Below are 19,195 nucleotides of genomic sequence, written 5' to 3'. Positions count from 1 at the left end.
ACCGCTGCGCTTCCTGGCGGAACTGCTCCAACTCCTTCTCCAACTCCACGGACCACCTCCTGGCGTGTGGCCAACGGAGGTCTCATGAGCGGCTCGGTCCGTCACGACGGGGCACGGCGAGGTCTTACGACATCCCGGGCTCCGTCCATCACATCTCGGGTGTCTACGGAACTGGGCTACCCCCAACGCTGCCGTCGCGCGGAAGCGCTTGAGAAGGTTGTGGGTGGCGCAGATGAGGCCCCACTCCTCCCGGGCGTCTACGTCTCGGCCCTCCCCTTTGGCCGCTTCTCAGGGGAACTTCATTGGCCGGTTCTGGGTGACCACTGAGAGTTGCCTCCCCCCAGGATGCGGCGCTCCACCTTGGAGAGTCGATTGGCGGGCGGTCCAGAGAACCGGTCTCACGCTCTCGCAGAGCCCAGGAGTCACGACCTGAAGCCCGGAGCGCGGGAGGCCCTGCTGCCAGCGCCATCCGCCATGAGCCAGGACCGACAGTCCGCCTCGGGCGCTCCTCCCGAGCCTCCCTGCGTCGAAGTCCTTGCGGCGGCGTCCTTGTCCCGCTATACGGGCGTCACTTTGTGGCCAGGTAGCTCACCTGGTTAGAGCGGCGGTCTCATAATCCGCAGGTAGTCGGTTCAAGTCCGACCCTGGCCACTGCCCCGGAATCACTTTCCCAAGTGATTCCGGGGCTTTTCTTTTCGTGGCACCGGGACTTCAGCGGACCTGGCATCCCCGCGCGGGCCAGCCTGCAAGGGCAGGACCCGGGTGGAGATTGGCCCCCCCTGCTCCCCCGGGAAGGCCACCACGAGCCTCCAACACTTCGGGGCCCTCCATCCCCCAGGACACGTCGCCGCGCAGGAGGGCCAGCGAGCCGCCGGGCCACTCGCCACGGCGGACCGAGCACTCGTGGAGGAACTCAACCAGGCGCCCCACCGCGCCAGCATGCGCGGCCAGGGGCACCGGCCCGAGTCACGACCTCAGCAACTCACGAGTCGTAACCGGTGTACCCGCGCAGCACCACGACCTTGCGGCTGGCCGGGTAGTACAGCACCGCGAACTGGTTGAACTCGTGGCAGTTCTGGCACGACACCTCCTGGGTGCCCAGCCACGCCTGCACCTCACCGCCTCCGGTGAACGCGTCGATGGCGGCCAGCAGCGCCGCGCCGTCCCCGTAGTAGTTCGTGCTCAAGAGGATGCTGTTCGCCAGGCCCGCGCGGTTGGTCACCGTGCCGGCCTCGAACGTCGGGATGTCCCGGTACCCCGGCCACTGGAGCGCGTCGTACGCGGCGCGCAGGCTCGCGGCCGGCTGCGAGCAGCGGGGCGTGGTGTACGCGGAGATGGAGTCCAGCCCGTGCCACGCGCCGTTGTTCGAGCCGTCGTTCCATGCATCCCGCGCCGCCTCCAGCGCCGAGGCGTCGATCTCCGTCAGCGCGAACGGCACGTTCGGCGTCTGGTCGCAGATGTTCGTCACGTACTGGCACCGCGACACCTGGCGGTACGAGCCGCACAGCCCGAAGTCCAGCGTCCCCGCCGGCTGCGCGTGGATGCAGTCATACACCGACAGCTCACAGGCGGGCGTCGGCCAGACCTCGTACGGGTCGCCCGTCGTCACCGCCAGGCTCGTCACCCTCGGCACCAGCCGCGCCGTCTTCTGCGACACCGCCTGCCCGCCCTGAATCACGTTGAAGGCGAGCGGAATCGTCGTCGGGTCCATCGCCTGCTCCACCGCGGAGTAGGACCAGTCCAGCTTGAAGGTGTCCGCGTCCACGCGTGACACCTGCGGAATCCCATCCGGCCCCGTCACCAGGAGCCCGTCCGCCAGCACGTCCGCGCGGCCCCGGTACACCAGGCTGCTGATGGGGTCCTTCACATAGACGGGGTCCACCTTCTCGTCGATCCACACCGGCGACGTGCCCCGGAAGTCGAAGAAGCGCGGGTACACCTCGATGCGCGCCGTGTACTGCGTGGGCGTGCCCGTGAAGGTGTTCACCGTGATGAACAGCGGCAGCCCGGAGAGGATGGAGTTCAGCTCGTGCCCCACCGGCAGCACCACCTCGAAGCGGCGCTCGCTGATGATGTTCGCCGTGCCGAAGGCGTCATCCGGCACGAAGCTGAACACGTACTGCAGATACCGGTTCGCCGTCGCCTTCAACACCAGCGAGCGCACCCCGTTGCGCGTCTCGAACGTGCCCATCGTCTCGAAGCTCAGCTCCAGCGACGCTTCGGACGCGTAGATGCGCGTCGCCGTCGCCTCCGCCTCGGAGACCGCCAGCGCCTGCTCGGGCGCCGGCTCCCCACCCGAATCCATACAGCCCGTCGCTCCAGACAACGCCAGACATGCAATCAATACCTTGCGAAGACGCATCATTCCGCTCCAGGTGGGCTACTCGGGGAAAATCAAAATAACGTGAACACCCGGCCGCACGACGTGTCAATCCCGTCACAGCGCCGCGGGCCCCGAGGAGACCTGGGTTGATACATGAAACGAAAAAGGCGCCGGCCCCAGCACAGGGGACCGGCGCCCGGGGACGACGAGACGTCAGGAGTCGTAGCCGGTGTAGCCCTGCAGCACGACGACCTTGCGGCTGGCCGGGTAGTACAGCACCGCGAACTGGTTGAACTCATGGCAGTTGTGGCACGGCACCTCCTGCGTCGACAGCCACGCCTGCACCTCGCCACCGCCCGCGAAGGCGTCGATGGCGGCCAGCAGCGCCAGCCCGTTGCCGTAGTAGTTCGACGTCAACAGGATGCTCTGCGACAGACCGGCCCGGTTGGTGAACGTCCCATCCTCGGCGGAGGGGAAGCCCTGGTTCTCCCACGCCAGCTCCTGCATCACCGCCTGGATGGTGGTGGGCGTGGTGGGACACTGGGGCGTGATGTACGCGGTAATCGGATGCAGGTAGTGCCACGCACCACCGTTGGAGCCCAGGTTCCACGTCGCGCGAGCGGGCTCCAGTGATGAGGCATTGATGGACGTCAGCGAGAACGGCACCGGCGTACACGCCTTGGCCGCCGTCGCGACTTCCCGACTCCCCTCCGCGAAGGCGGAGAAGGAAAACACAGCGACCACCGCAACCATCAGACGACGGAAGTTCATCAGTGTGCTCCAGGTGAGGAAGGCGCGGATTAGCACACCAATTTGAGAAACCGGCTAACAAAGGTGTCACTTCCACCCCTCGGGGGCCGGGCCGTTTTGTTGACGAGTCCCTGGACCACCCTCCTAATGCCCGGACACGTCAGTAGCGGCCTGTAGCAGTCCCCCCGGGAGGAACCCCCATGCAGGATGGAAGCGCCAGCCCCCTGAGCCCCGAGCTCGCCCCGTCATCGGGCGCCACGGAGACGCCCGTCGACGCGCGGGGCCCCGAGGCCGACATCGTCTCCACCCACGTCCTGGTCCCCGAGGAGCAGGTGCAGAAGCTGCGCGAGCTGGCGCGGCGCACCCGCATCCACCAGAGCGAGTACCTGCGCGAGGCGGTGGAGGACCTGCTCGGCAAGTACGGCCGCGGCGCCGCCAAGCCCGAGGGCCAGTCGTGAGCATGCTCGCCCAGCGAGGCGCCTCCCCGCGTCTGGGCGAGCCCCAGCCCGTCCTGCGACGCCGCGAGTGGGACGGCGCCTTCCGCCTGCCCCGCCCGCGCCCCTCCTCCGAGCGCCCCTCCTCCATCCGGGATGCCATCATCCGCTGGCTGGACCAGGAGCTGTAGGCGCGCCTCCCACGCGGCACCTGGAGGCGACCGACACGCGCGGGCTAGGCTTGCCGCCATGCGCACTGTCCTGCTCGTCGCCGCCCTCGCCGCCTCCGGCTGTGCCGGCCCCGGTGGCTTCCAGAAGCTCTACCCCGGCATGACGTCCCGGGAGGTCGTCGAGGCCATGGGCCAGGGCCCCACCCGCGCCCACGAGTTCCCCGACCGGTCCTCCGCCTGGTACTACGGCGACGACCAGTGCGTGCTGATGCGCGAGGACAAGCTCGTCGCCAAGTCGACCACGCGCGAGCGCACTGCCGTCGACACGCCCATCGTCTCCATCCGTGACACCGCGAAGGCCGTGTGCGCGCCGGAGGGCTACGCCATCGAGACGCGCGGCGAGCAGCGCATCGACACTCCCTTCGGCAGCTTCAAGGGCTCGCTCGGCTCGACGAAGGCGCCGAGGAAGTCGGCGCCTCCGGCCGAGAGCAGCGACAGCGCGCCGGGCGCCGACACGCAGCCCGACGACGCCCCGTACTGAGCCCGCGTCACGCGCTGGGGGCCGTAGCCTCGCCCTCCTTCTCCAGCTTGCCCGCGATGTCCTTGAAGGACATGTGGCCCAGCGACATGAGGATGAGGCCCAGGCCCACCGTCTGCGCCGTCTGCGCCATCCACAGCACGTTGGCGTACGCGAGCCCGCCGGCGTTCACCACGGTGGCCGGCAGGAAGAGGCTCAGGCCCACCTTGCACGCCGCCTGGAAGGTGCCGACCATGCCCGGCGCCGCCGGAATCATCACGCCCACCACGAGCACGCACAGCACCACGTACGCCTGGAAGAGCGACAGCTCCATGGGCTGGCACGCGGCGCCGGCCGCCACGCCCGAGCAGTCGAAGGCGTTGGCGAGCAGCATCATCCCGAAGCCGTTGAGGCCCCAGTAGCCCACGGTGAAGAGGAAGAAGAGCACCACCTGCCTGGCGTCCGGCAGCTGCCGCATGGCGCCCACGAAGGTGTCGACGATGTCGGCCACCTTGTCGGCGAGCCCCGGCGCGAAGCGGCCCACCGTCGCGCGCACCAGGCGCACGGTGCGCTCCTGCTGCCACAGGCCGAAGAGCAGGAAGAGCAGCCCGCCGCCGAACACCGCGAACATCAGCCACGAGCCCAGCTTGACGTAGCGCACCTCGGGCGTCTCGGTGGGCACGAAGAAGAGCAGCACCCGCATGGACGCGGCGACGAAGAGGCCGTCGACGATGCGCTCGAGCACCACGGACGTCATGGCGGCGCTGCGGCGGATGGAGCTGCGCTGGGCGATGAGGAAGGGCCGGGCGAACTCGCCCAGGCGGAAGGGCAGCACCAGCAGCATCATGAAGCCGATGGCGGAGGCCTCGTTGAGCTTGCGGAAGGGCACCCGCTCCAGGCCCGACAACAGGCTGCCCCAGCGCAGCGTGCGGAAGACGTGGATGCCCAGCAGGCAACCGAAGTACGGCAGCAACCAGATGTAGTTGGCCGACTTGAGGCTGTTGAGCTGCGTCCCCCAGTCCGTGTCCCGGAAGGCCCACCAGAGGAAGACGAGGGTAACGAGCAGGCTGGCTGCGAGCTTGACGGCGCGTTTCACGGCGGCCGGGTATACCGTCAGTCCTGGTCGGACTCCAGCGACTCTCCGGCCAGCAGTCGGGAGGGGTTGTCCCGCAGGAGCCGGACGGCCGTCTGTTCCCCCACCCGGCCGACGAGCTCCGCCAGGGAGCGCCCCAGCCAGTCCCGCGCCCCCACCGGCCCATGCAGGTCCGTGGCGGCGACGGCGTAGAGGCCCTCTTCCAGGAAGGCGCGCGCGAGCTTCTTCGGCGTGGGGCCGTAGCGGCCGATGAGCGCCCCCACGTCGAGCTGGAGCCGGGCGCCGGTGCGCACCGCCTCCGCGGCGCGCCCCTTGCGCTCGAACTCCACGCAGCGCTCCGGATGGGCGATGAGCGGCACCACGCCCTTAGTGCGGATGCGGAACAGGATGTCCGGCAGCGCGGGCACGGGCGCGGTGTAGGGCAGCTCCACCAGCGTCACCTTCCCCGCCCCCAGCATGCGCGCGGCGGGCGTGCCCAGGGCGCGCAGGAAGGCGTCGTCCAGCACGTTCTCCGCGTTGCGGCCGAGCGTCAGCGGGATGCGCTCGCGCGCCAGGGCGGCCGTCAGCTCGGCGAGGCGGGCCTCCACCACGTCCACGGGGGCGTACTCGGGCCGGGCGTGGGGGCTGGGGGCGACGGTGGAGAAGCCCAGGTCGACCAGCGCCCGCGCCATCTCCAGCGCGTCCTCCAGCGAGCGCGCGCCGTCATCCACTCCGGGCAGCAGGTGGCAGTGCAGGTCGACGTAGCCCTTCACGCATCCTCGCGCTGGCGGTCGGGATGGCTTCCGGGCGGCAGCTCGTCCTCCGTCTCATCGGACTGGCGGTCGGGCATGCGGTACTCCTCCCCCAACCACTTGCCCAGGTCCACCGCGCGGCAGCGGCGCGAGCAGAACGGGAACGAGGTGTTCTCGGGACGGGGAGGAACGGGCTTCTTGCAGATGGGACAGGAGGGCGTGCTCATGTGGGACCTGCCTTCCTAGATAAGCCTTGACGCTCTCGTGGGCCAGGACGTTTCGTGCCCGCCCGCCAGCAGGAGGAGGCCCGCCATGAAGGTCATCCGCATCACCACGCCCGGAGGCCCCGAGGTCCTCGCCGAGGACGAGCGCCCCGAGCCCATCCCCGGCCCTGGAGAGCTGCGCGTGCGCGTGCGCGCCACCGCCCTCAATCGCGCGGACCTGCTCCAGATTCGCGGGCTCTACCCCGCCCCGCCGGACGTGGCGCCGGACGTCCCCGGCCTGGAGTACGCGGGCGAGGTGGTGGCGGTGGGCCCGCGCACGCGCCGCTTCAAGGTGGGCGACCGCGTGATGGGGCTGGTGGGCGGCGGCGCGTGGTCCGACCAGCTGCTGGCCCACGAGCGGGAGACGCTGCCGATGCCGGAGGGCCTGGACTTCACGGACGCCGCGGCGCTGCCGGAGGCGTACCTCACCGCGTACGACGCGCTGGTGCTCCAGGGAGGCCTGAAGCCGGGCGAGACGGTGCTCGTGCACGCGGTGGCCAGCGGCGTGGGCTCGGCGGCGGCGCTCTTGTGTCAGGCCACGGGCGCGCGCGTGGTGGGCACCGGGCGCAGCGCGGCGAAGCTGTCCCGCGCCTCCGAGTGGGGCGTGAAGCACACGCTCGTGTGCGAGTCCTCGCCGCCGCGCTTCGCGGACCCGGTCCGTGAGCTCACACAAGGTCGGGGCGCGGACCTGTGCCTGGACCTGGTGGGCGGGGACTACGTGCCCGAGTCCATGCAGGCCCTGGCGCCCAAGGGCCGGATGCTGCTCGTGGGCCTGGTGGCCGGCGCGAGCACGGAGGTCAACCTGGGGCTGTGGCTCACCCGGCGCCTGAGCATCACCGGCACCGTGCTGCGCAGCCGGCCGCTCGAGGAGAAGATGGCCCTGGTCCAGAGCGCGGAGCGACACCTGCTGCCGCTGTTCCGCTCGGGCGCGCTGCGCCCCGTGGTGGACGCGGTGCTGCCCCGGGCCGAACTCGCCCAGGGCCTGGAGCGCATGGCGCGCAACGACTCGGTGGGCAAGCTGGTGGTGCGCTGGGACTAATCCCAGCCATACCAGAGCTTCTGGCGTGAGTCGTACGAGTACTTCCAGAAGACGATGGTGTAGCAGGTGATGCCGAACGAGCCGTCCTCCCGACGCTGATAGCCGATGTCCATGGCGAGCGTGGCGGCCGGGCCCTCGGGCTCGACCCCATCACACGTGGGCACCTGGGCGATCCACTCGGGCACCAGCTCCTTCGCGGACTCGGGATAGGCGCCCTTGCTCGAGTGATAGGACTCCAGCGCCGCGATGAGCGGAGCGAAGCGGACCTCCAGTTGGTCGAAGCGCCAGGAGGTGCCGCGCGTCAGCCCCAGGTAGGACAGCACGAGGCCCGCGAGCATCCAGGCCAGGGACAGGAAGTTCACCTTCCTGCGCACCGGGAGCACCGCCAGCACCAGCGCGACGAGCACCAACCCGGCCCCCGCCAGCATCAGGAGCGGCACCGCCAGCGCCGCCGTGAACGACAGATATCCCAATCCTGTCATCAACGCCGCCCCCAGCAGCGTCAGCAGGGGCACGAGCCATTTCGCCATGTCGTGACGATAGCAGACGGATGGCCCCCGAGCGTCCTCGAACCGACAGAGCCCCTGGACTCCTGACGCGGGGCGCGCTGACGAATTGCCGACTTCGCACGCGCTGAGCAGCGCCGGGGTGGTCCAGGACCGCACGCGCAAGTGTCTGCGTGGTTCCGGCCCGGCGCCCATCAAATGACAGACGCCTGCCCTCGCGTTCACATAGGCAAGCAGACGCGTCCGCTCAAGATTGGCAACGAGAGCTTTCTCCGGAAAGTCCGACTCCCGAGTCCCCCCACGCTCTCGCCCAGGCTGGCGTCAGTCACCCCCGCGACCAGGGACGGGCCCGAGGCCCCATCCCTGGCGCGCCAGCGCTCATTTCCGCGTCCCCGATGAACGGCCCGCACCCTTCGCGGTGGCGCGGGCCGCGCGTGCTTTCCAGAGGTGTCCCCTCGCCTCGTCGAGTGCAGACCATGAAGCCAGAACCCTCGCTGTCCGCCCGCAGTGCGCCCCACCCCAGCGCTCCGCTTCCGATGGGTCTTGGAGCCTTCGGCCCCGGAGCCCGCATCCAGCATTACGAGCTCATCCGGCAGCTCGGCAGCGGAGGCATGGGCACCGTCTTCCTGGCGCGGGACACGCGCCTGGGCCGCCGGGTGGCCATCAAGCTGCTGCACTCGAAGGACGCGCAGTTCAGCCAGCGCTTCATCCTGGAGGCCCGCACCACCGCGCGGTGCAGCCACGAGAACATCGTCATCATCTACGAGGTGGGCGAGGCCCATGGCAGCCCATACATGGTGCTGGAGTACCTGCAGGGGCAGCCGATGGACCGGCTGCTCAAGAGCAGTCCGCGCCTGCCGCCGTCGCGCGCCGTGGAGCTGATGTCCCCGGTGCTGCGGGCGCTGTCGTGCGCGCACGCGCACAAAATCGTCCACCGCGACTTGAAGCCGGAGAACATCATCGTGACGGACGCGGGCACCATCAAGGTGCTCGACTTCGGCATCGCGAAGGTGCTGCAGGGGGACGAGCACGGCGCGGAGACGGACCCGCGCGTCCTGCTGGAGGGCCTGCGGCTGCTCCCCCCGCCGGGCCGGATGGACCAGTCGGTCCACCTGACGCGCCAGGGGGCGCTCTTGGGGACGCTGGCGTACATGTCCCCGGAGCAGTGGGGCAACGGCGTGGGCGTGGACCACCGCACGGACATCTGGGCGGTGGGCATCATGTTGTTCCGGATGCTCTCGGGCAGACATCCGCTGGAGCCGCTGCGGGGTCCGCAGTTGATGGTGACGGCGATGATGGACGAGCCGATGCCGCAGCTGCGCGCGGTGCTGCCGGACATCCCGGGGGAGCTGGCCTCGGTGGTGGACCGCTGCCTGCTCAAGCCCAAGGAGCAGCGCTTCCCGGATGCGCTCGCGGTGCTGCGCGCGCTGGAGCCGTTCCTGCCCGGCCGGTTCATCCCCGACGTCGGCGTGGACGAGAGCCCCTATGCGGGGCTCGGCTCGTTCCAGGAGGAGGACTCGCCGCGGTTCTTCGGGCGGGCGCGGGAGACGGCGGCGCTGGTCAACCGGCTGCAGGACCGGCCGCTGCTCGCCGTCGTCGGGCCCTCGGGCGCGGGCAAGTCGTCCTTCGTGCGCGCCGGACTGGTGCCGGTGCTCAAGCGCTCGGGCATCCCCTGGGAGTCGCTCATCATCCGCCCGGGGAGGGACCCGCTGGCCGCGCTGGCCAGCATGGTGGCGCCGCTCGTCACGTCGTCCCCCACGCTGGAGGAGGACCTGCGCAAGCAGCAGCAGATCTCCGCCCATCTGCGCCGGGAGCCCGGCTACGTGGGCGCCGTGCTGCGGGCCCGCGCGCGGCGGGAGCGCCGGCGCATCGTGCTCTTCATCGACCAGTTCGAGGAGCTGTACACGCTGGTGCCGGACGCGGCCGAGCGCCGCGCCTTCACCGCCTGCCTGTCGGGCATCGCGGACGACGCGACGTCGCCCATCCGGGTGGTGCTCTCCTTGCGCTCGGACTTCCTGGACCGGGTGTCGGAGGACGAGCGGTTCATGGCGGAGCTGTCGCCGGGGCTGTTCTTCCTCACGGCGCCGCAGCAGGACGGGCTGAGGGATGCGCTCGTGCAGCCCGCGGAGCTGGCGGGCTATCGGTTCGAGTCCCCGGAGATGGTGGACCAGATGCTCCAGCACCTGGAGACGACGCCGGGCGCGCTGCCGTTGCTCCAGTTCGCGGCCACGCGGCTGTGGGAGGCGAGAGACCCGGGCCGGCGGCTGCTGACGGAGGGCGCGTACCAGCGGATGGGGGGAATCTCGGGTGCGCTGGCGACGCATGCGGACAGCGTGCTGGCGGGGTTGTCGTCCCAGGAGCGGGCGCTAGCGCGCGCGGTGTGCCTGAGGCTGGTCACCGCGGAGCGCACGCGGGCGATCGTGTCGATGGAGGAGCTGCGGGAGCTGACGCGGGACACCGACGCGCTCCAGCGGCTCATCGATGGGTGGGTGCAGGCGCGGCTGCTGGTCATCCAGACGGGCGGGAGCTCGGGCTCGTCGGTGGAGCTGGTGCACGAGTCGCTCATCGGGAGCTGGCCCACGCTGAAGCGGTGGTTGGACGAGGGGCAGGAGGATGCGGCGTTCCTGGAGCAGTTGCGCGCGGCGGCTCGGCAGTGGCAGGCGAAGGGGCGGGACGGCGGGTTGTTGTGGCGGGGGGAGATGGCGGACGAGGCGCGGCGCTTCCAGCGTCGTTACCGGGGGGAGCTGCCGCAGTCGCAGCGGGCGTTCCTGGACGCGGTGGGGGCGCAGGCGAAGCGGCTGGCGCGGGTGAAGCGGGCGTTCATCGTGGGGGCGGTGGCGCTGGTGTCGATGCTGTTCGCGGCGGCTGCGGTGGCGCTGGTGTTCATCCGGGAGGCGCAGCAGGAGGCCGAGCACCAGGCCATCATCGCGCTGCGCGCGGAGGCGACGGCGCGCAACGCGGAGTTCCTGGCGAAGCGCTCGGAGGCGGAGGCGCAGGAGCGGCTCGCGGAGGTGCGCGCCAAGGAGGAGGACCGACGGGCGGCGCAGTCTCGCGCGGAGGAGGCCAATGAGCGGGTCGAGGCGACCAACCAGACGCTGGTGCTGCGCAACGCCGAGCTCGTCACCGCGCTGAAGCGGGCGAAGTGGGCGCGCTTCCATGCGAACGTGGCGATGCGGCGGGCCGAGCAGAGCGCGTTGAGTGCGCGGCAGGCGCGCGCCGAGGCGGAGCGGCTGTTGCAGCGCGAGCAGGAGCGGACGCTGCGGATCCAGTCGACGCTCGGAAGTCCTTTCATCGAAACGTTGAAGTGACGTGAGGCACGCCATGTCGGTGATGCGAAGCTGGGGCTCGCGTGGGCGCGGGCTGGCCGTGGTGGTGGTGTCGTTGTGGGGGATGCTGGCGCAGGCGCAGCGGCTGGATTCGCCGCTGGAGGTCGGCGGGAATCGCCCGTGGGCGCAGGGGGTGCCTCGGGACGAGCAGCAGGCGGCACAGGCGCTCTTCCTGGAGGGGAACGAGCGGCTGCGGGAGTCGGTCTTCGTGGAGGCCAGCCGGAGCTATCGGCGGGCGCTGCGGCACTGGAACCATCCGGCGATTCATTACAACCTGGCGCTGGCGTTGATGAACCTGGACCAGCCCATCGAGGTGCACAAGCACCTGGAATCGGCGCTGAGTCATGGGGCGGACCCGCTGGATTCGAACCGGTACGAGCATGCGCGCTCGTACAAGGCGTTGCTCGAGAAGCAGTTGGCGTGGGTGGACGTCCGGTGTGACGAGCGGGGGGCCATCGTCACGCTGAATGGACAGCCGCTGTTCACGGGGCCGGGGAGATACCAGGGGCTCATCCGGCCCGGGATGCACAGCGTGATTGCCTTCAAGGACGGATATCTGCCGACGGAGAAGCGTCAGGCCTTGATGCCCGGGGAGCGGACGAAGCTCGCGCTGGATTTGTATACGGAGGAGGAGGTCATCCGGTACCGACGACGGTGGTCCGCGTGGGTGCCGTGGACCGTGCTGGGCGCGGGACTGGCGGCGGCGGGCGGAGGTGGCTGGATGCACTGGAAGGCGAATGAGTCCTTCGGGAAGTTCGATGCACGCATCGAGCGTCCCCAGGGAAGCACGCTCACGCCCGAGTTGAAGAGCCTTCACAAGAAGGGCGCGAGCTTCAGGGCGGCTGCCTACAGCGGCTATGCACTGGGAGGAGCCACCGCCATCACGGGAACCGTGCTGCTCTACCTGAACCGGCAGCGGTCCTATCGGCTGACGGCGGAGGACCTCGCGCCACCCGTGGTCATCGTCCCCGTCGTCGAATCCGAATCACAGAGCGTCGTGGCAACCATTCGCTTCTGAAGGAGGCGCTTCGTGTTCCCCAATGCTTCCCCGAGCTCAATCCCAAGCATCGTCGTGACATGCCTCGCAGTCCTCACGACCGCCGCATGCATCGAGTCCAAGAGCGTGACCTGCAAGAACGGGCTCGTATGTCCTGCTGGGATGGTCTGCGCCGCCGAGGAAGACCGCTGCATCCAGGGTCTTTGTGGCGATGCAACCACCCAGAAAGACGAAGGAGAACAATGCGACGACGGCAACTCCGTGGCTGGAGATGGATGCAGCCCCGACTGCATGTTCGAACGCTGTGGAAACGGGCTGGTGGACCTGCATGAAGAATGTGATTACAACGCCGACGGCGGCGTCGGATGCAATCAATACTGCGCAAAGAGGCGCTGCGGCGATGGAGTCCTCGACCCCGGAGAGGCTTGCGACGATGGCAACGAAGCCTCGAGTGATGGATGCAATGCGACCTGCACCTCCACCGAGAGCTGCGGGAACCGATTCCTCGACCCTGGCGAACTCTGTGATGACGGGAACAGGGCGAACGGAGACAAGTGCAGCAGTGACTGCAGGTCCATGGAGGCGTGCGGGAACGGGATTCGAGACATCGACGAGGAATGTGACGACGGAAACGAGTCCAACAGCGATGACTGCCTCACCACGTGCGTGAGCGCCCGCTGCGGTGACGGCTTCACCAACACCCAGGGAGCTGACCACGAAGCCTGTGATGACGGTCCCCTTCTCGACGGTCCCTGTCGCTCCGATTGCCGCTCGCTCAAGAAGTGTGGAAATGCCCTGGTGGACCCAGGCGAGGAATGCGACGACGGCAATGACGTCGACACCGATGCGTGCCCTCGCACCTGCAAGAACGCAACTTGCGGAGACGGCTTCGTCCTCGACACGAATGAACTTCGCGAGGAATGCGATGACGGCAATACAAGCGCATGTGGCTCATGCAGTGCGACCTGCACCCATCAGCAGGAGCCTGCCCACGCCCGAGGCGTCATCATGCTCGACCTGGTGGACGGGGGCGTCCGGGATGGCGAAATCCTCATCGTCAGCGACGGTGTCGGCCGCTGCATCTTCGAGTTCGACACCGATGGCGAGGTCCTCGACACGCATGCCCAGGTGAGACCCTCTGCCCCGGGCAGCGGGATGGACGTGGCCGACCACCTCTTCTCCGCGCTCGGTGACGCTACGACCCACGAGACCAAGCAGGGCTGCGACACTCCGGACGCAGGCAGCTTCGCGCCTCCTCCTGCCCTCCGACTGAACGTCCGCCGACCCGATGGAGGGACACGTCTGGAGTTGGAGCATCGTCATCCAGGGCCCCAGGGCAATCAGCCCATCATCGAGTCGGTGGTGAACCCCGGCTTCACCGTGACGTCCCTGGGCGGAGGAACTGGCATGGACTGCCCGGCCGGCACGGGGTGCACCGATGACCGCGACTGTGACCCGGTCGATGGCCGCCATGAGTGCCTGAAGGACGACGACCAACCCGTCGGCCGGTGTGGCGTCCGACGCAGTCCGTAACGGACAGTTGCGCCCCGTCCCGGGGTCCGTATCCTCCGCCGCCATGGCCACCCACTTCGACCCCAGCGCCGCGGCGCAGCCGGGCTCCGGCGTCTTCGGACTCCCCCACTCTCCCGACGAGGCGCACGTCGTCCTCATCCCCGTGCCCTTCGAGGCCACCACCAGCTACGGCGGCGGCACCTCCGAGGGCCCCGCCGCCGTCCTCGACGCCAGCCGCCAGGTGGACCTCTTCGACGTGGAGACCGGCCGCCCCTACGAGCGCGGCATCGCCATGCTCCCCGAGCCCCAGCAGCTGCGCGACTGGAACACCCGCGCCAAGGAGCGCGCCCAGGTCGTCATCGAGGCCGGCGGCATCCACTCCGGTGAAGCCGAGCTCCTCGCCGCCGCCAAGGACGTCAACGCCCTCTGCGACCAGATGAACGAGTGGGTCTACCGCACCACCCAGCACTGGCTCGACCAGGGCAAGCGCGTCGCCGCCGTCGGCGGAGACCACTCCATCTCCTACGGCATCATCCGCGCCCACGCCGAGAAGTACCCCGGCCTCGGCGTGCTCCACCTGGACGCCCACGCCGACCTGCGCGTCGCCTACGAGGGCTTCACCTGGTCCCACGCCTCCATCATGTACAACGTCGCCGAGCGCATCCCCGGCGTGAAGACGCTCGTCCAGGTCGGCCTGCGCGACATGAGCCAGGAGGAGCACCGCTACATCGAGGACTCCAACGGCCGCGTCCACGGCTTCTTCGACGCCGCCCTCCAGAACAAGCGCTTCGACGGCGTGCCCTGGAACCGCCAGGTCGATGAGATGGTCGCCCTGCTCCCCCAGCAGGTCTACCTGTCCTTCGACATCGACGGCCTGGACCCCGTCCTCTGCCCCCACACCGGCACCCCCGTCCCCGGCGGCCTGTCCTTCCCGGAGGCCGTGGCCCTCATCGCCGGCGTCGTCCGCTCCGGACGCACCATCGTCGGCTTCGACCTGACCGAGGTGGCCCCCGACCCCGAGGGCAGCGAGTGGGACGGCAACGTCGGCGCCCGCCTGCTCTACAAGATGATTGGCTGGATGCTGAAGTCCCAGAAGGCCTGAGCGTCAGCTCACCCCGCCCTTCGGCAATCGCACGCCGAAGGGCACGCTCCGCACCACCGAGGGCTCCACACCCTGCTGGCGCGCCAGCTCCGTCGCCACCGAGGCCATCGACTCGAGCTGCGCGTGCAGCACCTCCAGCGCCGCGGCGTCCACCGACGCCCCCGCCTCCAGCCGCCGCAGCTGCCGCCGCGCCTCGTCCAGCGGCCCCTGCAGCGCCCGGGCCGCCCACGCCCCCAACGGCAGCCCCCCGCCCACCGCCGCCCCCTTCGGCGCGTCCACCAGCGACTTGTGGATGAGCGCCTCGAAGTCGGTGATTTCGAACGGCTTGTGGAGGAACGCGTCCGCCTCCGGCGCCCCCTGCGGCAACACCGCGCTCAGCAGGATGACGGGCACACCGTGCAGGTCCGGGTCGCGCTTGAGCCGGCGGCAGAGCTCCACCCCGCTCAGGCGCGGCATCATGTGGTCCGTCACCACCAGATGTGGGCGACGCGTCCGGGCCAGGGCCAGGGCCTCCTCGCCATCGCGAGCCTTCACCACATCGTGACCCAGGTCCTCGACCACCTGACTGAGGACCTCCAGCACCGCGGGCTCATCATCCGCGACCAGGACCAGACTCATGCTTCCGCTCCTCCGCACCAGCGTGGCCCCCAAGCCACGCCGCCAGGACTCGGCCTGCCCCTTGGATGAAGCGAGAATCCTCGGGGAACGGCCACCACCCGGAGATGCAATCGTTCACGGACGTGCGGAGTGGTTTATGAAAGGCGCAGCACCGCCTCCAGCGAATCGTGGGAATGACGCCGGCTTCCCGACAGTCCACCTGTCCTTCGCCGGACAATCCGCTGGAGGCCCACGGAGGGTGACATGAAGGGTGGAGTCATGAGGTGGGCAACCCTGCTGGCGGCGCTCATCGCCACGGGGAGCGCGAGCGCGGACCTGGCCCGGCGGCGTGACGCCGTCGTGGAGGTCGTCCAGAAGGTCTCACCGGCCGTCGTCTACATCGGCACCGAGCAGGAGGTGGAGGCGCGCTTCCGCCGCCGCTCCCCGCTGGAGGAGTTCTTCGGCGGCTTCGGGGGTGAGCGCGGCGAGCGCGGGCGACAGAAGATTCAAGGCCTGGGCAGCGGCGTCATCATCGACCCGACGGGCATCATCGTCACCAACGACCACGTCATCCGGGGCGCGTCCACCATCCACGTGGTGCTCGCGGATGGGCGCTCGCTCGACGCGGAGGTCATCGGCAGCGACGCCAACAACGACCTGGCCGTGCTCAAGGTGACGACGAAGGAGCCGCTGCCCATCGCGAAGCTGGGCATCAGCTCCGACCTCATGATTGGCGAGACGGTGGTCGCCATCGGCAGCCCGTTCGGCCTGAGCAAGACGGTGACGGCGGGCGTGGTGTCCGCGACGGGGCGCACCTTCCGCGCCGACAACCGCGTGTACAACGACTTCGTCCAGACGGACGCGGCCATCAACCCCGGCAACTCGGGCGGACCGCTGCTCAACGTGGACGGCGAAATCATCGGCATCAACACCGCCATCTTCGGCGGCGGCGCGCAGGGCATCGGCTTCGCCATCCCCGCCGACAAGGTCCGCCGCATCGTCGATGAGCTCACCCGCTTCGGGAAGCTGCGCCCGGCGTGGGTGGGAATGGATGCCGTGGACCTGACGCCGCGCGCGGCCCGACAGCTCGGGTGGGACCGCTCCTACGGCGCGCTGGTGACGGCCGTGGAGGACGGCAGCCCCGCGGCCCAGGCCGGCGTGCGGCGCGGGGACATCGTCGCGGAGCTGGGCGGCTCGCGCATCCAGGACGCCGAGGACTTCGACACCCGCGTGCGCGGCTACCCCGCCCGCTCCGCCTTCGCGCTGGTGCTGTTCCGTGAAGGCGCCTCGCGCACCGTCCAGGTCACCCCCTCCGAGTTCCCCGCGCGCATGGTGGAGGCGCTCGCCTGGGACAGGCTGGGACTGCGGGTGAAGGAGAACCGGGGCGTGCTGACGTTGTCGGGCGTGAGAGGGGGTTCGGCGGCCGCGGAGGTGGGGCTGGAGCCCGGGGACACCATCCTCCGGGTGAACAACCAGCCGGTGACGACGGCGGACGCATTCAAGGAGGCCCTGCTCACCGCGCGTCGCGGACGTAGCGTCCTGTTGCTCGTGAGACGGGGCCGCTACGGCTATCACATCACCCTGCCCTTCGAGCAGGACACGGGGCAGAGCCTGTAGGGCTGCCCTCCGACCAAGCTGGGGTTCGGGTTCCTCGGATTTCGAAGGGCGCGCATCTCGCACTAGCATGCGTGCCCCATGAGCACCGTGCGCTACCTGTCCCTTGGACCCTTGCTCGCCGGGGCGGGCTCCCGAGCCTTCCTGGGGCTCGCCCTGGAAGATGGATTGCCTCCTCGTCCTGTCGTCCTCATCTGGGCGCCCCAGGAGGTGGTCCAGAGCCCCGAGCTGACGGCGAAGCTGACGCGAGAGACGAGCCGCGCGCTCGTCTTCGAGCACCCGAACATCCTCCGCGTCCACAGCCTCGCGGCCCAGGACGGGGGACTTGCCCGCGTCACCGAGTTCGCCGACGGCGAGCCCCTGCGTCGCGTGCTGGAGGCGAGCCCGCGCCTGCCTCCGCCCCTGGCCGCGCTGGTGGCGGCCGACGCGGCCACGGGCCTGCACTACGCGCACATGGCCGGCAACGACGACGGCACGCCGCTGGTGCACGGCGACGTGCGGCCGGAGACGCTGATGGTCTCCTTCAGCGGCCTGACGAAGGTGACGGGCTACGGCGCGCTGAGCGTGGCCCCGCGCGAGCGCGACGGAAAGCGCGTGAAGAACCGCCGCGCGTACAGCGCTCCCGAGCAGCTGCTCGGCGGACGCGAGGCGGTGAACGTCCAGTCGGACGTGTTCCTGTTGGGGCTCGTGCTGCACGAGTGCCTCTCCGGGAAGATGCCCTTCAAGGACAACGCGGACCCGGACAAGGCCACCCTCACGCGCACGCTGCCGACGATGTCGCAGGACGTGCCGCTGAAGCTGGACGCGGTGGTGCGCAAGGCGACGGCGAAGCGCGCGTATGACCGGTACGCCTCCGCGCACGCCTTCCGCGAGGCCATCGTCGAGGCCGTGGGCACGCTGCCCGCGCACACGCTGCTCGCCGACTACCTGGCCAAGCTCTTCCCGCCGGAGAACGAGGCCCGCGCGGCGCGGCGCCGGGTCATCGACGCGGGCATCGCGGACGTGCTGCAGAAGACGGGCGTACCGCCCCCGGCCGTGGCGGAGTTCCTCGCCACCGGCGCCCTGCCCGCCTCCATCATCCCGAAGGTCTGGCCGGCGATGCAGGGCCAGCTGTCCATCCTGGCCGCCGTGTCGGGGGGAAGCAGCGACGTGCAGATCGCCGAGCCCTCCTCCGCGCAGGGGGCGAAGGAGCCCGCGAGCACGGCTGCGACGAGCGCGGCCCAGGCCGTGAGCACGGAGGGCCCGGCCTCGGCTCCCGCGAGCAGTGCTTCATCGACCGCCGTCGAATCGACGGGAAGCTCGCCCACGGTCAGCGCGGCCGCTGAAGTCACGGGCAGCACGGCCGTGGCCGCGAAGGCGGGCGAGCCCACGGACAGCACGGTCGTGGCCGCGAAGTCCCCCGAGCCCACGGCCGTGGTGACGAAGTCCTCCGAGGGCACGGGCAGCGCACCCGTCGTCGGCGCACCTTCGCGGCAGCCGGTGGCGACGAGCGCGCAGGGTTCGTCGACCCAGCCCGCGACCGCCACCGCGGCGGGCCCCGTGCCTCCTCCGACGAGCGCGGCGGCGCCGAGGAAGTCCTCGCGCGGCTGGCTCGCCATCGTGGGTGTCGGCTCCGCGCTGGCGCTCGCGGGCGCGGCGGTCATCGTCCAGCGGCTGCCCACGCAGGTGGAGGCCTCGCTGGAGGACGCCGGCCCCGCCACCGTGGCGCAGGCGGCAGGGGACGGCGACGCGGGGACGGATGCGGGAACGGACGCGGGAGCCCAGGCCATCGCGATGGGCTACCTGGACCTCACCGTCGACCCGCGCGTGGACGTGTCCTATCCGGGCGGCTTCCTCGGGCGCACGCCGCTGAGCGTGTCGCTTCCGGCGGGACGGCACGTGTTCACGCTGACCAACGCGGTGCTCGGCATCCAGCTGTCTCGCACGTTCACCATCCCCGCGAACGGGCGCAACGCGCAGCAGCTCTACCTGAACAAGGCCTTCCTCAACGTGCGCGCGCCGAAGGACGCCATCGTCACCCTCGATGGACGGCTCATCGGCGCCGCGCCGGTCGAGGAGCAGGACGTCTACGAGGGCACCCACCAGCTCCTCGTCATCGCGAACGGCGCGCGCTGGCAGAAGACCTTCAAGGTCGAGCCCGGCCAGCGCATCTCGTTCGACGTCGACTTCGAGGCGCCGCCCGAGGAGTGATTCACCCGAGGTCCCCACCGAAGCCGCGCGC

Annotated in this window: 17 protein-coding genes, 1 tRNA gene and 1 pseudogene; 12 read left to right on the top strand and 7 right to left on the bottom strand. The window is 70.0% G+C overall.

Annotated features, from left to right (window positions below):
* Positions 1-577: 577 nt before the first annotated feature.
* Positions 578-651 (top strand) — tRNA-Ile (locus K8625_RS39730).
* Positions 652-982: 331 nt separating this feature from the next.
* Here the strand turns inward: K8625_RS39730 and K8625_RS39725 are convergent.
* Positions 983-2,305 (bottom strand): hypothetical protein, encoded by a 1,323-nt coding sequence (locus tag K8625_RS39725; protein ID WP_223785642.1) that lies wholly within the window; start codon positions 2,303-2,305, stop codon positions 983-985.
* Between the two features lie 231 nt (positions 2,306-2,536).
* Positions 2,537-3,094 (bottom strand): hypothetical protein, encoded by a 558-nt coding sequence (locus tag K8625_RS39720; RefSeq protein WP_223785641.1) that lies wholly within the window; start codon positions 3,092-3,094, stop codon positions 2,537-2,539.
* A gap of 179 nt (positions 3,095-3,273) precedes the next feature.
* Here K8625_RS39720 and K8625_RS39715 point away from each other — a divergent pair, with 179 nt between their 5' ends.
* From K8625_RS39715 to K8625_RS39705, 3 genes are read left to right on the top strand one after another with little or no spacing between them, the layout of a single operon-like run.
* Entirely contained in the window at positions 3,274-3,531 is a 258-nt protein-coding gene (locus K8625_RS39715) for a ribbon-helix-helix domain-containing protein (protein WP_223785640.1), read from the top strand.
* Positions 3,528-3,698, top strand: coding sequence for a hypothetical protein (locus tag K8625_RS39710; RefSeq protein WP_223752028.1), 171 nt, complete (start codon positions 3,528-3,530; stop codon positions 3,696-3,698). Before K8625_RS39715 ends, K8625_RS39710 begins: the two co-directional genes overlap by 4 nt.
* A 58-nt stretch (positions 3,699-3,756) precedes the next feature.
* On the top strand, positions 3,757-4,218 hold the full coding sequence (locus K8625_RS39705; protein WP_223785639.1) for a hypothetical protein: 462 nt from the start codon (positions 3,757-3,759) through the stop codon (positions 4,216-4,218).
* 7 nt (positions 4,219-4,225) lie between these two features.
* Here K8625_RS39705 and K8625_RS39700 read toward each other — a convergent pair whose 3' ends face one another.
* Genes K8625_RS39700 through K8625_RS39690 form a run of 3 tightly spaced genes read right to left on the bottom strand, consistent with a single transcriptional unit; the run spans position 4,226 to position 6,245 of the window.
* Complete coding sequence (locus K8625_RS39700) at positions 4,226-5,290, bottom strand: lysylphosphatidylglycerol synthase transmembrane domain-containing protein (protein WP_223751995.1); 1,065 nt, start codon at positions 5,288-5,290, stop codon at positions 4,226-4,228.
* Positions 5,291-5,307: 17 nt separating this feature from the next.
* Positions 5,308-6,039, bottom strand: a complete 732-nt coding sequence (locus K8625_RS39695) for a tyrosine-protein phosphatase (RefSeq protein WP_223785638.1) — start codon at positions 6,037-6,039, stop codon at positions 5,308-5,310.
* Positions 6,036-6,245, bottom strand: coding sequence for a DNA gyrase inhibitor YacG (locus tag K8625_RS39690; protein WP_141333120.1), 210 nt, complete (start codon positions 6,243-6,245; stop codon positions 6,036-6,038). The genes K8625_RS39695 and K8625_RS39690 overlap by 4 nt, the downstream gene beginning before the upstream one ends.
* An 85-nt stretch (positions 6,246-6,330) precedes the next feature.
* Here K8625_RS39690 and K8625_RS39685 point away from each other — a divergent pair, with 85 nt between their 5' ends.
* The gene (locus tag K8625_RS39685) at positions 6,331-7,320 is read left to right on the top strand and encodes an NAD(P)H-quinone oxidoreductase (RefSeq protein WP_223785637.1); all 990 of its coding nucleotides are present in this window, start codon (positions 6,331-6,333) and stop codon (positions 7,318-7,320) included.
* Here K8625_RS39685 and K8625_RS39680 read toward each other — a convergent pair.
* On the bottom strand, positions 7,317-7,850 hold the full coding sequence (locus tag K8625_RS39680) for a hypothetical protein (protein ID WP_223785636.1): 534 nt from the start codon (positions 7,848-7,850) through the stop codon (positions 7,317-7,319). The two genes, K8625_RS39685 and K8625_RS39680, sit on opposite strands and share 4 nt — an antisense overlap.
* Positions 7,851-8,302: 452 nt before the next feature.
* Between K8625_RS39680 and K8625_RS39675 the strand changes: the two genes are divergently transcribed.
* The 5 genes and pseudogenes from K8625_RS39675 (at position 8,303) to speB (ending at position 14,763) form a co-directional block, all read left to right on the top strand.
* Positions 8,303-11,134, top strand: a complete 2,832-nt coding sequence (locus K8625_RS39675) for a serine/threonine protein kinase (protein WP_223751998.1) — start codon at positions 8,303-8,305, stop codon at positions 11,132-11,134.
* Between the two features lie 13 nt (positions 11,135-11,147).
* Entirely contained in the window at positions 11,148-12,170 is a 1,023-nt protein-coding gene (locus K8625_RS39670) for a hypothetical protein (protein WP_223785635.1), read from the top strand.
* A 141-nt stretch (positions 12,171-12,311) separates the two neighbouring features.
* Positions 12,312-13,112 (top strand): annotated as a pseudogene (locus K8625_RS44715) (DUF4215 domain-containing protein); the annotation flags it as partial.
* A gap of 45 nt (positions 13,113-13,157) precedes the next feature.
* Complete coding sequence (locus tag K8625_RS39660) at positions 13,158-13,682, top strand: hypothetical protein (RefSeq protein WP_223752029.1); 525 nt, start codon at positions 13,158-13,160, stop codon at positions 13,680-13,682.
* 43 nt (positions 13,683-13,725) lie between these two features.
* Positions 13,726-14,763: an agmatinase gene (speB, locus tag K8625_RS39655; RefSeq protein ID WP_223752000.1), complete on the top strand. Its 1,038-nt coding sequence runs from the start codon at positions 13,726-13,728 to the stop codon at positions 14,761-14,763.
* 3 nt (positions 14,764-14,766) lie between these two features.
* Here the strand turns inward: speB and K8625_RS39650 are convergent, their stop codons facing one another.
* Positions 14,767-15,381 (bottom strand): response regulator, encoded by a 615-nt coding sequence (locus K8625_RS39650; RefSeq protein ID WP_223752001.1) that lies wholly within the window; start codon positions 15,379-15,381, stop codon positions 14,767-14,769.
* Between the two features lie 243 nt (positions 15,382-15,624).
* On the opposite strand from K8625_RS39650, the gene K8625_RS39645 reads away from it, so the two are divergent.
* Both K8625_RS39645 and K8625_RS39640 read left to right on the top strand, forming a co-directional pair.
* A complete protein-coding gene (locus K8625_RS39645; RefSeq protein WP_223752002.1) occupies positions 15,625-16,977 on the top strand; it encodes a trypsin-like peptidase domain-containing protein in 1,353 nt (450 codons plus the stop codon).
* Positions 16,978-17,055: 78 nt separating this feature from the next.
* Positions 17,056-19,164 carry a protein kinase gene (locus K8625_RS39640; protein WP_223785634.1) on the top strand — a complete coding sequence of 703 codons (2,109 nt, stop codon included), beginning with the start codon at positions 17,056-17,058 and terminating at the stop codon, positions 19,162-19,164.
* Positions 19,165-19,195 lie beyond the last annotated feature (31 nt).

Source organism: Myxococcus sp. AS-1-15 (genome assembly GCF_020037055.1).
GTDB classification, from domain to species: Bacteria; Myxococcota; Myxococcia; order Myxococcales; family Myxococcaceae; genus Myxococcus; species Myxococcus fulvus.
This window is presented reverse-complemented; position numbering and strand designations above follow the sequence as displayed.